This is a genomic window from Burkholderia sp. NFPP32, assembly GCF_900119325.1.
Classification (GTDB): domain Bacteria; phylum Pseudomonadota; class Gammaproteobacteria; order Burkholderiales; family Burkholderiaceae; genus Burkholderia; species Burkholderia pyrrocinia_C.
Genome location: NZ_FPJP01000007.1, coordinates 309,135 through 323,243, shown reverse-complemented (window position 1 = coordinate 323,243; position 14,109 = coordinate 309,135). Strand labels below are relative to the sequence as shown.

Below are 14,109 nucleotides of genomic sequence, written 5' to 3'. Positions count from 1 at the left end.
TCGGCGGATCTGGCGTCGATCTGCTACACGGCGAACACGGGACGCAGCGCGTTCGAGCAGCGCGCTGCGTGGGTCGTGCGCGAGCGCTCGGAGCTGGTGTCGCGGCTGCGCGCATTCGGCGAGGGTGGTGAGCAGCCGGCGCTGCTGCGCGGGGTGTACCGGAACCGCCGGCCGCGGGTGGCGATGCTGTTCACGGGCCAGGGCTCGCAATACGCGGGGATGGGCCGTGAGCTGTACGAGCGCGAGCCGGTGTTCCGGGCGGCGCTGGACGATTGCGCGAGGCTGCTGGAAGGCGAGCTGGAGGTGGGGCTGCTGGAGGTGCTGTTCGGGGCGTGGACGGCGCTGCTGGACCGCACGGACTACACGCAGCCGGCGCTGTTCGCGCTGGGGTATGCGCTGCGCCGGACGTGGGAGGAGTGGGGTGTGACGCCGCAGGTGGTGATGGGTCACAGCCTGGGCGAGTACATGGCGGCGCAGGCGGCGGGGGTGCTGACGCTGGAGGCGGGGCTGAAGCTGGTGGCGAGCCGTGGGCGGCTGATGCAGGGCCGTTGCGAAGGCGGGGCGATGCTGTCGGTGATGCTGGATGCGGCGACGCTGCGCGAGCGGCTGGCGGAGCAGGGCGGCGGGCTGGTGATCGCCGCGCTGAACGGGCCGTCGCAGCAGGTGGTGGCGGGGACGTCGGCGCAGATCGAGGCGCTGCGTGCGCGGCTGGCGCGGGACGGGGTGCGCACGGACCTGCTGCCGGGCTCGCACGCGTTTCACTCGCCGCTGGTGGAGCCGATGCTGGGGGCGTACGAGGACGTGCTGAAGGCGACGCGGCTGTGGGTGCCGCAACTGCCGCTGGTGTCGAACGTGAGCGGCGCGATGGCGGGCGCGGAAGTGGCGGCGGCGGGGTATTGGGTCGAGCATACGCGCGCGCCGGTGCGGTTCGGCGTGGGGATCGAGGCGCTGGCGGCGCAGGGCGTGGATGTGGTGCTGGAGATCGGAGCGCGTCCGACGCTGACGGCGCTGGCGCGCCAGACGCTGGGGCCGGACAGCGAGGTGGTGTTGCTGGCGAGCCTGCGCCCCGGGCGCGGAGAGGTGGAGCAGATGCTGGAGAGCGCGGCGGCGCTGTACGTGCGCGGCGCGGCGCTGGACTGGGCAGCGCTGCATCGTGTCGACCGGCCGGTCAAGGTCGCGTTGCCGACCTATCCGTTCCAGCGCAAGCGCTACTGGGTCGAACCGGACGATGCCGAGACCGCGGACGGTGCGCCTGGCGTCGCGGTGTCCGGGCTCGGCGCGCGGGTCGACGTCGCGGACGGCACGATCGTGTTCGAGCAGCGTTGCAGCGCGCGCAGCCACGCGTTCCTGCGCGACCACCGGTTGTCCGGAGCGATCCTGGTGCCGGGCAGCTTCTACCTGAGCCTCGCGCTCGAAGCGTGCGACGCGTTGGGCGACGGCGTCGCGACGGGCGTGCGCGACGTGGTGTTGAGCGCGCCGCTGCGCCTCGCCGAGGACGAGACCCGGGTGATCCAGCTGGTCGTCTCCGCGCCGGCGAACGGTGCGCGCCGCTTCGCGATCCACAGCCGGGGCGACGCCGCGCGCACGGAAGCGGGCTGGACCGAGCATGCGCGCGGCGAGCTGGCGCCGGTCGCGCGCGAAGCCGGCGCGCCGCCGTTCGACGCCGCCGACGACGCGCTCGTCGGGCACCTGGGCGGCGCCGCGCTGCGCGCACAATTCGCGCGGCGCGGGCTCGGCTACGGCGGCAGTTTCCAGGCGCTCGCCGACGTGCGTCACGGCGCGCATCGCGCCGAGGCGACCCTGGTCGACCAGGGGACGACGAACGGGCTCGCGGTGCATCCCGGCCTGCTCGACGCCGCGCTGCAGGCGAGCGCCGCGTGCCTCGTCTATCAACTGCGCGACGGGGCCTTCGTGCCGCTCGCGTTCGACGAGGTCGTGCTGTCGCGCGGTACCCGGCCGTTCGCCGCGTCGCGGGTGGCCGTCTGGCTGGACCGCGATGGCGACGCGCAGCCGGACACGATCCGCGCGACGCTGCGCCTTTTCGCGGACGACGGCGCGCCGGTGATGGAGGTGCGCGGCATGACGCTGCGCCGCCTCGCGGAGCCGGCGCTCGACGCGGCGCCCGAGGCGGCGGAGCCGACCGAGCACGCGATCGAATGGACGCCGGTCGACGCAGCCGTCGGGCCGGAGGATCCGGCGGGCGTCTGGCTGCTCGTCGGCACGCCCGCGCGCTGCGCCGCGCTCGAGGCAAGGTTCGCGCGCGGCGGCGCCGGCATGACGTTCGTGCGCGTCGACGAGGCGGCGGGGCGCGACGCGATCGCCGACGCGTTGCGCGACGCGCCCGGCCCGTTGCGGGGCGCGCTGCGCGTCGTGCCGGAGCTGGACGTCGCGGCCGGCAGCGCGGCGATCGCCGGCGTGGCCGCGCGCGTCGGCGCATTGGCCGTCGCGCTCGCCGCGGCGCCGCTGGCGCCGGGGTTCAAGCTCTGGCTCGTGACCGCGGGCGCGTGGTCGCCGGCCGACGATCCGGAGCCGGGCGTGCCGGCGGCCGGCGCGATCGCGGCGCTGGGGCGCACGCTCGCGGTCGAATACCCGGACCTGCGCTGCACCAACGTCGACCTGGCGCGCGGCCTGCCGGACGACGCGGCGGCGGACGCGCTGTGGCCGGAGCTGTGGCGCACCGACGGCGAGACCGATGTGTGCCTGCGTGCGCGCCGCTACGCGTTGCGGCTGCGGATGGCTGCCGGCGACGACAGCCTGGCCGTGCCGTCCGCGGCGTCGTACCGGCTCGCGGCGGCGGCCGACGGCCGGCTGGAGTCGCTGGCGCTGGCCGCCTGCGCGACGCCGCGGCCGGAACGCGGGGAGGTCGCGATCGCGGTGCGCGCCGCCGGCCTCAATTTCCGCGACGTACTGCGCGTGCTCGGCAAGCTGCCGGCGAGCGCGAACGGCATCGGCGGCGAGTTGAGCGGTGTGGTTACCGCGATCGGCGATGGCGTGACGACGCTGCGGGTCGGCGACCGCGTGATGGCGATGGCCGACGGGAGCTTCGCGTCGCATGCGGTCGTCGACGCCCGCTACGTGGCGCGGATGCCCGACGACTGGTCGTTCGAGGCGGCCGCCACCGTGCCCGTCGCCTTCCTGACCGCGCACCATGCGCTGACGACGCTCGGCGGTCTCGCGCGCGGCCAGCGCATCCTGATTCACGCCGCCGCCACGGGCGTCGGCCTCGCGGCGGTCCAGCTGGCGCAACGCATGGGCGTGCAGGTGTTCGCCACCGCGAGCGCGGGCAAGCGCGGTGTGCTGGAGCGGCTGGGCGTCGAGCATCGCTTCGATTCGCGCAGCCTGGGATTTGCCGACGAGATTCTCGCGAGAACCGGCGGCCGCGGCGTCGACGCCGTGCTCAACGCGCTGACCGGCGACTTCATCCCGGAAAGCCTGCGCGCGCTGTGCCCGTCGGGTGTCTTCCTGGAAATGGGCAAGGCGGAGATCTGGCCGCCGGCGCGCGTCGCCGCGCATCATCCGGGCGCGCGCTACCTGCCGTTCGACATTGCCGACGTGCCGGGCGACCGGATCGAGGCGCTATTCAGCGAGCTGCAGGCGATGTTCGCGCGCGGCGAGCTGCAGCCGCTGCCGCGCACGGTCCATCCGCTGCGCGCCGCTCGCACGGCGTTCCGCACGATGGCGCAGGGCCGTCACGTGGGCAAGGTCGTGCTGCGCGTCGCCGACGACGACGCCGATGCGTTGCCGGCCGGCGCGACCTACCTCGTCACCGGCGCAAGCGGCGCGCTCGGCCGGGAAGCCGCGCAATGGCTGGTCGAGCGTGGCGCCAGGCACCTGATGCTGGCCTCGCGCACCCGCAACGCGGCGCTTGACGCGCTGCTCGAACACCTGTCGGCGCGCGGCGTGCGGTGCGGCTGGACGCCTGCCGATGTCGGCGTCGAGGCGGATGTCGACAGCCTGTTCGGCGCGCTCGCGGACGGCTGGCCGCCGCTGCGGGGCGTACTGCACGCCGCCGGCACGCTCGACGACGCGCCGCTGAGCGCGCTCGACGAGATGCGCTACGGCCGCGTGATCGCGCCCAAGGCGGACGGCGCACGCTGGATTCACGAGCGGACCGCGCGGGCGCCGCTGGACTTCTTCGTCGTCTACTCGTCGATCGCGTCGACGCTCGGCGCAGCGGGCCAGGGCAACTACGCGGCGGCCAATGGCTATCTCGACGCGCTGGTCCAGCACCGACGCCGCCTCGGCCTGCCGGCCCTTGCCGTCAACTGGGGCGGCTGGAGCGGAGCCGGCATGGCGGGCTCGATGGAGGCCCCCGCGCTGCGCCGGCTGCACGCACAAGGCCAGTTCCTGCTGAAGCCGGCGAGCGGCATGGCCAGCCTCGCGCGGCTGCTGCGCGCCCCCGACAGCCAGGTCGCGGTGATCGCGGCCGATTGGGCGACGCTCGCGCAGGCGCGCGTCGTGCGCCCGTCACTGCTGGCGGACGTCGGGAGCCCGCCGGCCGCATCGTCGCCGGCCGCCGCCGCGCCGGAGCGCGACGTCGATCCGCGCGCGCTGGTCGAGCAGGCGGTGCGCAAGGTGACCGGCACCCGGCCGTCGACGCGGCTCGACGTGCGGATGCCGTTGCGCGACCTGGGCCTCGATTCGTTGATGGCGATGGAACTGCGCAACGAGCTATGCGCGCTCACGGGCCGGCGCCTCGCGCCGACGATCGCGTTCGACTACCCGAGCATCGAGGCGCTTGCCGCGCATCTCGCCGTGCTGGCGGGCGACGAGGACAAGACGGACAAGACGGGCGCAGCGGCCGCGCCGGCAGCGCCGGTCGCGCGGACCGACCTGTCCGCGGACGAACTGGTCGCCCGGCTCGAACGGGAAATCTCTGCATTGGAAGGACATCTGTGATGACGGCAATGGGTGCTGATTCTTCGCTGTTGCGCGCGCTGTCGGCGCTCGAACGCAGCCGGCTCAAGCTGGAGGCGGTCGAGCGCGAGCGCTCGGAGCCGATCGCGATCGTCGGGGCGGCTTGCCGGCTGCCGGGCGGCGTCGTCGATCTCGACAGTTATTGGGCGTTGCTGGCAAGCGGCGGTGATGCGGTATCCGGGCTGCCCGAGGCGCGCTGGAACGCCCCGGGCCTGTTCGACCGGAATCGCAACGCGGCGGGCAAGGTATACAGCGACGCGATGGCCGTGCTGGACGGCGCGGACCGTTTCGATCCGGCCGCGTTCGGCCTCTCCGCGCGGGAGGCGGAGCGCATGGAGCCGCAGCAGCGGCAACTGCTCGAAGTGTCGTACGAGGCGCTCGACCACGCGGGGCTGGACATCGACGGCTTGCGCGGCAGCGACACCGCCGTCTACGTCGGGATCTGCGCGAACGATTTCGTGCACCGGTTCGCGACCGAGTCCGCCGACACCTACTCGGCAACCGGCGCGTCGCTCGCCACCGCGTCCGGGCGGCTCGCCTACACGTTCGGCTTCCAGGGGCCGGCGCTCAGCATCGACACCGCCTGCTCGTCGTCGCTGGTCGCGCTGCACCTGGCATGCCAGGCGCTGCGCAAGGGCGAGACGCGCATCGCGCTCGCGGGCGGCGTGCACGTGAGCGCCGGCCCGGAATCCTCGGTGGCGCTTGCGAAGCTCAATGCGCTGTCGCCGAGCGGGCGGTGCCGCGCATTCTCGGCGGACGCGGACGGCTACGTGCGCGGCGAAGGTTGCGTCGTACTGGTCCTGAAGCGGCTGGGCGATGCGCTGCGGGATGGCGATCGGATCCTCACGTCGGTACGCGAGACGGCGCTCAACCAGGATGGGCGCAGCAACGGGCTGACCGCGCCGAACCGGCTCGCGCAGACCGAGCTGCTACGCGCGTGCCTGTCGCGCGCGAAACTGAGCCCGAGCGACGTCGGCTACCTGGAGGCGCACGGCACCGGCACCGAGCTGGGCGATCCGATCGAACTCTCCGCTGCGGCGGCGGCCTACGGCATCGATCGCGCGTCACCGCTGTGGGTCGGCTCCGCGAAGACCAACATCGGTCACCTCGAAGCGGGCGCGGGACTGGCCGGGCTGCTGCGCGCGGTGCTCGCGCTGCGGCACGCGACGATTCCGCCGAACCTGCACCTGAACGGAGTCAATCCGCATTTCGACTGGGAGGCCGAGCGGCTGCAGGTGCCGACGGTGCCCACGCCGTTTCCGCTCAACCCGTCCGGCAGCCGGATCGCGGGCGTCAGCTCGTTCGGCTTCAGCGGCACGAACGCGCACGCGCTCATCGAGCAGCCGCCGTCGTCCGCCGAGGCCGCGGCGCCCCTGCCCGGCGACGCGGATGCCGTGTTCCTGAGCGCCGCGTCGGAGGCGGGGCTGCGCGACCAGGCGCGGCGCTTCGCGCGCCGTCTCGCCGATGCGCCCGCGCAGTGGCGCGAGCTCTGCCACACGGCACGCGCGCGGCGCAATCCGGGCGCGCTGCGCATCGCGGTCGCGGGCTGCGACGCGGCCGAACTCGCGGCGCAACTGAACGCGTTCGCGGACGGCGCGGCGCCGGCGGAGGTCATGCGCGGCGAGCGGCTGCCCGGCGAGCGCGGCGTCGTAGCGGTGTTTTCCGGGCAAGGCGCGCAATGGGTCGGGATGGGGCGCGAACTGATCGCGACGAGCCCCGCGTTCGCCCGTGGATTCGATGAGTGCGCGCAGGCGGTCGAGCGCCATTCGGGGCGCGTGATGCGCGACGCGCTCGCCGCCGGCGAAGCGGCCTTCGCGGCGCTCGACGCGGCCACCGTCCAGCCGCTGCTGTTCTCGGTCGCGGTTGCGCTGGCCGCCCACCTGCGGGCGCTCGGCGTGCGCTTCGACGCGGTCGTCGGGCAGAGCATGGGCGAGGTGAGCGCGGCGGCCGTCGCCGGCGCGCTGTCGATCGACGATGCCGCGCGCATCATGTGCGAGCGCAGCCGCCTCGGCGTCTCGGCAAAGGGTGGTGCGATGGCGATGCTCGCGATGAGCCGCGCGGAAGTCGAGGCGCAGGTCGCGGCCGAAGGCCGGGCCGTGACCCTCGCCGCGTGCAACGGGCCGGCGTCGACGCTCGTGTCCGGCGAGGAAGCCGAGATCGATGCGCTCGTCGGCGCGTGGCAGGCGCGCGGCGTGTTCTGCCGCAGGCTGCGGGTCGACTACGCGTCGCACAGCGCGTTCATGGAGCCGCTGCTCGCGCCGCTGAAGGCCGGGGTGGCCGCCATTTCGCCGCGCGCGGCGGAGATCCCGCTGTATTCGACGGTGACGGCCGACGAGATCGACGGCGCGACGCTGACGCCCGACTACTGGGCCGCCAATCTGCGGCAACCGGTGCTGCTCTACCCGACGCTCGAAAGACTGATCGCGCGCGGCTACCGGCTGTTCCTGGAAATCTCGCCCCGTCCGGCGCTGAGCGCCTCCATCGAGGATGCGCTGGCACAGGCGGGCGTCGACGGCTGCGTCGCATGCGCGATGAACGACGATGCCCCGCAGGCACGCACGGCGCTGCTGGCCGCCGGCCGGCTGTTCGCGCACGGCGCGCGCCTCGACGTCGAGCGCGCGCCCGGCCGGGTGGCCGAGATTCCGCCGCGCAGCTGGGAGCACGTCGAGTTTCCGCTGCCCGCCTATCGGCGCGCGGCGGGCGCGGACGGGTACACCGACGCGATCCTCGGCGCCGCGCGCGCGATCGCGTGCCAGGCCGGCACCCTGGTGGCCGACGGCTGGCTGAGCGTCGGGCATCCGCTCGTCGCGCAGCATCGCATCGACGGCAGCGCGCTGCTGCCTGGCACGGGGTTCCTGCGGCTGGCGCTGCAGGCCGCGCTGGCGCGCTGGCCGGACCAGGATCTGGCGGTCACCGACGTCGTGTTCCGGCAAGTGCTGGCATTGCCTGACGACGCGACCGAGCCGCGGCCGCTGCAGCTCGTGCTGGTCGACGAATCGCCCGACGCGGCCGGCTGGCGCGTGAGCAGTCGCGACAGCGAGCGCGACGACCGCTGGGTCGAGCATGCGGGCGGCCGCGTGACCCGCCTGACCCGCGCGAGCGGCCCGGCGGACGACGGCGCGCAGCCGGGGGTTGCCGACGCGCAGGCGCGCATGCGCGACGAGGTGGACGGCGCGACGCTGTATGACGCGCTCGACGGGATGGGGCTGCAATACGGCCCGCGGTTTCGCTGCGTCGAGCGGCTCTGGTGGGCGGACGATGCGTTCGTCGCGAGGCTGGCCGACGGCGGCGCCGCGCAGCCGGACGCATTCAACCTCGATGCGTGCCTGCACGGGCTGGCGTGGCTCGGCTTCCGGCACGGCGAGCCGGCCCGGGTGCCGGTCTCCGTCGAACGGGCGACGATCGCCGCCGGCGCGGGCGCGCCCGCCTGGGTGCACGGGGTGCGCGCGCTCGACGGCGACGCGTCGACGGCTGATTTGGTCGTGTGGGACGCGGCGGGCCGCGTGGTGGCGCGAATCGTCGGGCTGCGCGCGCTGAGCCCCGAGCGCGCCGACGCGGCGCTGCCCGCGCAGGGGCGCTGGCTGCATGGCCAGGCATGGATCGAGCAGCCGTTGCCGGCCGAGGCGCAAGCCGCGCCGCGCGATTGGCTGATCGTGGCCGCCTGCCGCGACGCATCCGGCCCATGGCTGGAGCGGCTGCGGGCGCGGCTCGGCGGCGCTGCGCTGCTGCACTGGATGCCCGACGACGGCATGCCGTTTCCGGCGGTCGCATTGCGCGCGTGGGCGGAATCGGACGGGCACGGCACGCGCTCGATCGTCTGGATCGGCGACAGCGTCGAGCGTGCGCTCGCGGGCGACGCCGGCGGCGATCCGGCGATCCGGGCGAGCATCGATGCGCTCCGCCTCGTGCAGGCCGTCCTTGCCGCGTTCGACGGCCGCGAGGCGCCGCGCCTGAGCTTCGTGTCGGCCGGCGCGCAGGCCGTCGCCGGCCAGTCCGCGCCGGCCCGCGCGGCGCTGGGCGATGCCGGCCTCTGGGGGCTGGCGCGCGCGCTGTCGGCGGAGCACGCGGAATGGCACGTGCGGTGCATCGATGTCGATCCGTGCGACGCGCATGCGCAAGCGGAGCGGCTGGCCGACGAGCTTGCCGGCGGGTCCGCCGAAACGGAAGTCGCGCTGCGCGCGGCGCGCTGGGTCGGCAGGCTGGCGCGCCGGCCGCTCGGCGAAGAGCGCGAGCCGGGCAGCCGGCTGGCCGGCGAACCCTATCGCGTCGAGATCGACCGGCCGGGCGTGCTGGGTTCGATGAAGCTGCGGGCGACGCCGCGCGTCGAACCGCGAGCCGGCGAGGTGGAAATCGAGATCGACGCGGCCGCGCTCAATTTCGCGGACGTGATGCGTGCGATGGGCTTTTTCCTCGCCGACGACGAGCGCTCGGTCGCACTCGGCAGCGAATGCGCCGGGGTCGTGTCGCGCGTCGGCCCGGGCGTGTCGACCGTGGCGGTCGGGCAGCGGGTGGTCGCGATCGGCGCGCACTGCTTCGCGAGCCACGCGTGCGTCGACGCGGCGCTGGTGGCGCCGCAGCCCGACACGCTGTCGGCGGCGCAGGCGGCCGCGTTGCCGATCGCATCGATGACCGCGTGGTACGCGCTGAAGGAGGTCGCGTCGCTGCGCGCGGGGCAGCGCGTGCTGATCCATTCGGCGACGGGCGGCACGGGGCTGGCGGCCGTGCAGCTCGCGCTGTCGCTCGGCGCGGAGGTGATCGCGACGGCCGGCAGCGAAGCCAAGCGCCAGTTGCTGCGCGAGCTCGGCGTGCGGCACGTGTTCGATTCGCGCAACGCGACGTTCGAGCGCGCGACGCTCGACGCGACCGGCGGGCGCGGGGTCGACGTGGTGCTCAATTCGCTCGCGGGCGCGGCGATCGAGCAGAACCTGCGGGTGCTGGCCGCCGACGGCTGGTTCCTCGAACTGGGCAAGCGAGACATCTACGAGGACGGCCGGCTGTCGATGCGCCACTTCAAGAAGCGGCTCCGCTTCGTGGCGATCGACCTGGGCGGCTTGCAGCGGGAACGGCCCGAGCAGTTCGCCGCGCTGTTCCGGCGGGTGCTGGACGCGTTCGCGCAGGGCGAGCTCGCGTCGCTGCCGACCACGGTGCTGCCGGTGTCCCGCGCCGCCGACGCGTTCCGGCAGATGGCGGCGGCGCAGCACGTCGGCAAGCTGGCGCTGGCCATGCAGGACCCCGATGTCGTCGTCGCCGAGCCGGGCGGGCCGGCGCCGCTGCTGCGCGGCACCCACCTGATCACGGGCGGCACCGGCGGCCTCGGCGCGGCGCTCGCCGGCTGGCTGGTCGCGAACGGCGCGCGGCGGATCGTCCTGATGGGGCGCTCGGCCGCGGGCGCGGCGGCGCAGGCGCAGGCCGAGCAATTGCGGCGGCAGGGCGCCGAGGTGCGGACGGTCGCGATCGACGTGGCGTCGCGCGCGGACCTCGCACGCGAACTCGACGCGATCGACGCCGGCTTCGGTCCGCTGCGCGGCGTGTATCACCTGGCCGGCGTGCTGAACGACGCGCTGGTCGACACCCAGACGCCGGACGCGTACCGGCGCGTGCTGGGCCCGAAGGCCGACGCCGCATGGCACCTGCACGAGCTGACCGCCGGGCGCGCACTCGATCATTTCGTCGTCTATTCGTCGGCGGCGGCCTTGCTGCCTTCGCCGTCGCAAACGAGCTATGCCGCGGCGAACGCGTGCCTCGATGCGCTCGCCGCGTGGCGGCGCGGGCAGGGCTTGCCGGCACTCAGCCTCCAGTGGGGACCGTTTTCGGACGCTGGTCTTGCGGCGGCCCGCGGCGACCGCGGCGCGCGCCTCGCGGAGCGTGGCGCGGCCAGCCTGACGACCGGCGAGTCGCACTGCTACCTCGGCATGCTGATGAAGCGCGACGAGCCGGTGGTCGGCGTGTTCCCGTTCGACGCCGCGCGCTGGCTCGATGCGTCGCCCGCGGTGGCGATGCAGCCTCGCTTCGACATCGTGCGCGACGGCGCCGCCGCGCGGCCGGGCCACGGCGCGGCGCAGGCGCGCCTCAAGGACGCGCCGCCGGCGATGCGGCGCGAGCTGATCCAGGCCCTTTTGCGCCGGCATGCCGCCGCGGTGCTGCGGGTGCCGGAAGCCGCGCTGACGCCCGCGACGACCTTTCCGCAGGCCGGGCTGGATTCGCTGACGGGCCTCGAACTGCGCAACCGGATCGAGAGCGAGGTAGGTCTGCCGCTGTCGTCCGCGGTGCTGTGGCGTCATCCGACGATCGACGCGCTCGCCGAGTTCCTGACGCAGCAGCTCGGCGCATCGGACCGTCCGGCCGATGCGCCGCCGCCGGCGCAGACCGTTGCCGCGCCGGCGGCGGAGGCGGGCAAGTGGTTTCTCGTGCCGCGGCCGTCGCGCGCGCCGCGTCTGCGGATCTTCTGCATTCCGTTCCTCGGCGGCCTGGGCTCGGTGTTTTCCGGCTGGATCCGGCACTTGCCCGAGGAGATCGAACTGCAGGCGCTGCAGCTTCCGGGCCGGCCGCCGCGCCACGCCGAAGCGGCGCATTCCCGCTATCCGGCGCTGGTCGACGCGTTGCGCGATGCGCTGCTGCCGCGTCTCGACGCACCGTACGCGATCTACGGGCACAGCCTCGGCGCGCTGCTGGCGTTCGGGCTTGCGCATGCGTTGCGCGACGCGGGGGCGCCCGCACCGGAGCACCTGTTCCTGGCCGCGTATCCGGCGCCGCACCTGCACAACCCTGTCGGCGACATCGCGGGCCTGCCGGAAGCGGAATTCATCGAGGGGCTGAAGCGCCTGCGCGGCATTCCGGAACAGGTCCTCGCGGACAGCGAACTGCTGAACGTGTTCCTGCCCAGCCTGCGGGCCGAGATCGCGCTGCTGAACTCCTATGTCCACGAGGGGCGCGCGCCGCTGGCGGTGCCCGCGACGATCCTCGGCGGCACGCACGACCACGTCGTCACCGCCGCCGAGATCGACGCGTGGCGGCAGCACTTCGCGGGCGCGGTCGACGTACGCGAGATCGACGGCGGGCATTACTTCGTGAAGGACGCGCCCCGCAGCGTGGTCGACGTGGTGCTGGCGCGGCTCGCGCTGGCCCAGCCGGCCTGACGTCGGTGACGTGCGCCCGGCCGGGACTGGCGGGGGCACCCGAATTGCAGGCGAACGCTGCCGTTTGTGCGGAGCGGCAGCGGGGAGCAACGATCCGCACATTCATGACCAAGGAGATGAAAAAGTGAAAAAGATGCTCATGTCGTTCGCGACCGTCGGTGCGCTGTCCTCGTCCGCTCTCATGCTGGGCATGATGCCGGCGCCGGCCTGGGCCGGCACGCCGTCGTGCGCGAGCCTGGTCGGCTCGTGGGGCAACCAGCTTGGCTCGACGATGAACATCCAGTCGGTCGATCCGGTGACGGGCGCGATCGCCGGCACCTACCGGTCGCCGTCGGGTACGAGCGGGCAGCAATTCCCGCTGGTCGGCTGGACCAACACCGCACCGGCGCAGAACGGCCAGGACAACGTCACGCTGGTGTCGTTCGCGGTGAACTGGGGCAACTACGGCACGGTGACGTCGTGGTCGGGTCTGTGCCGCACGCAGAACCAGGTGCCGACCATTTCCGCGCTGTGGCATTTCGCGCAGTCGAACGCGCAGTTCACGTGGAGCCACGTGCAGACGGGCCAGGACGTGTTCAGCCCGTCCAGCTCGTCGACCGCGCGCTGAAGCAACGCGCCCGCGCAAGCAGCAGGCGGGCGCGCGCCGCCGTGGCGCGGCATCATGCAGACCCGGTTTCCCCGCGCCGCGCCGTCAGGCCGGCGCGGGCGAACACCGGCGGCGCGCGAGCGCGCCCACTATCCGGATTCATCAGCAGGGAGACGATTTCATGGCGTCAGCCGCCGAACTGAAACAGAACGCATCGCTGTATTTCCTGGCGCTGGGCGCCTTTGCGATCGGCACCGAAGGATTCATGCTCGCCGGGCTGCTGCCGATCATCGCGAAGGATCTGTCCGTCAGCCTCGCGGCGGCGGGGCAGCTCGTCACCGTCTTTTCGATCTCCTATGCGATCAGCTCGCCGATCCTGACGACGGTCAGCGCGGGGGTCAATCGACGGCGCTTCCTGATCGTCGCGCTGCTGTGCTTCTCCGCGGCCAACTTCGCGGCCTGCGCGTCACCCGGCTATCTGTCGCTGCTGGCCGCGCGCGTGCTGCTGGCCGTGTCGGCCGGCCTGTACATGCCGAGCGCAAATGCGCTCGCCGGCTCGCTCGTCGCGCCGGAGCGCAGGGGGCGCGCGCTCGCGACCGTCCATGGCGGGATCACGATCGCCGTCGCGCTCGGCGTGCCGCTCGGCGCGTGGATCGGCGGCCACTTCGGCTGGCGCGCGACATTCGCCGGCATCGGCGTGTTGTCCGCGATCGTGACGCTCGGGGTGGTGGCGGGCCTGCCGCGCGGGATCGGCTCGAACCTGTCGGTGCCGTCGCTCGCGCAGCGCGTGGCAGTCGGGCGGCAGCCCGCCGTGCTGGTCACGCTGCTCATCACGACCCTGTGGGCCGCGGGCATCTGGACCATCTACCCGTATCTCGCGCCGTTCCTGACGGGCCGCCCCGGCTTCAGCGACGCGGAAGTCGGCGCCGTGCTGCTGCTGTACGGCGTGTTCGCCGGCATCGGCGTGTTCATCAGCGGCCGTGCGATCGACCGCCTCGGCAGCGGCAAGGTGCTGATCGTCTGCCTGGTCGTGATGATGCTGTCGTACGAGAGCCTGACCGCCAGCGCGCTGCACCTGGAGCCGGCGCATGCACGCGTCGCGATCCTGGTCGCGATCGCCGCGTGGGGCGCGGCCGGCTGGGCGTTCAACCCGGCCCAGCAGACCAAGCTGATCGGCATCGCCGGCCTCGACGTCGCGCCGGTCTCGCTGTCGCTCAATTCGTCGTTCACGTATCTCGGCTTCGCGCTCGGCGCGGCGCTCGGGTCGTTCATCGTCGCGTACAGCTCCGTGGCGGACATCGGCGCGATCGGCGGGCTGTGCGAACTGGCCGCGCTGATCGTCACGCTGGCGGCCAACCGCCATGCCCGGCGCGCGGCGACGCGCGTGCACGTCGTGGTCGAGGCCGCCGCGCCGCGCGCCGAACGCTCGACGCAGCCGTGACACGGCGCGTACGCACAACAACGAAGGAG

General features: G+C 73.8%; 4 protein-coding genes. All 4 read left to right on the top strand.

Annotated elements, in window-relative coordinates; all coding sequences use genetic code 11:
* Window positions 1-4,899: SDR family NAD(P)-dependent oxidoreductase (locus BT264_RS17130; RefSeq protein WP_072439067.1), on the top strand; the 4,899-nt coding region annotated here is incomplete at its 5' end.
* An 8-nt stretch (window positions 4,900-4,907) separates the two neighbouring features.
* Window positions 4,908-12,053, top strand: coding sequence for a type I polyketide synthase (locus BT264_RS17125; RefSeq protein ID WP_256260646.1), 7,146 nt, complete (start codon window positions 4,908-4,910; stop codon window positions 12,051-12,053).
* Window positions 12,054-12,177: 124 nt separating this feature from the next.
* Window positions 12,178-12,660 (top strand): avidin/streptavidin family protein, encoded by a 483-nt coding sequence (locus BT264_RS17120; protein WP_083534076.1) that lies wholly within the window; start codon window positions 12,178-12,180, stop codon window positions 12,658-12,660.
* A gap of 160 nt (window positions 12,661-12,820) precedes the next feature.
* A complete protein-coding gene (locus BT264_RS17115; RefSeq protein ID WP_072439063.1) occupies window positions 12,821-14,080 on the top strand; it encodes an MFS transporter in 1,260 nt (419 codons plus the stop codon).
* The last annotated feature ends 29 nt before the right edge of the window (window positions 14,081-14,109 follow it).

Bases quoted from the DNA above. Each gene is read 5' to 3' on its own strand.
- BT264_RS17125 (WP_256260646.1), top strand. From the start codon at position 4,908: ATGGGTGCTGATTCTTCGCTGTTGCGCGCGCTGTCGGCGCTCGAACGC.
- BT264_RS17115 (WP_072439063.1), top strand. From the start codon at position 12,821: ATGGCGTCAGCCGCCGAACTGAAACAGAACGCATCGCTGTATTTCCTG.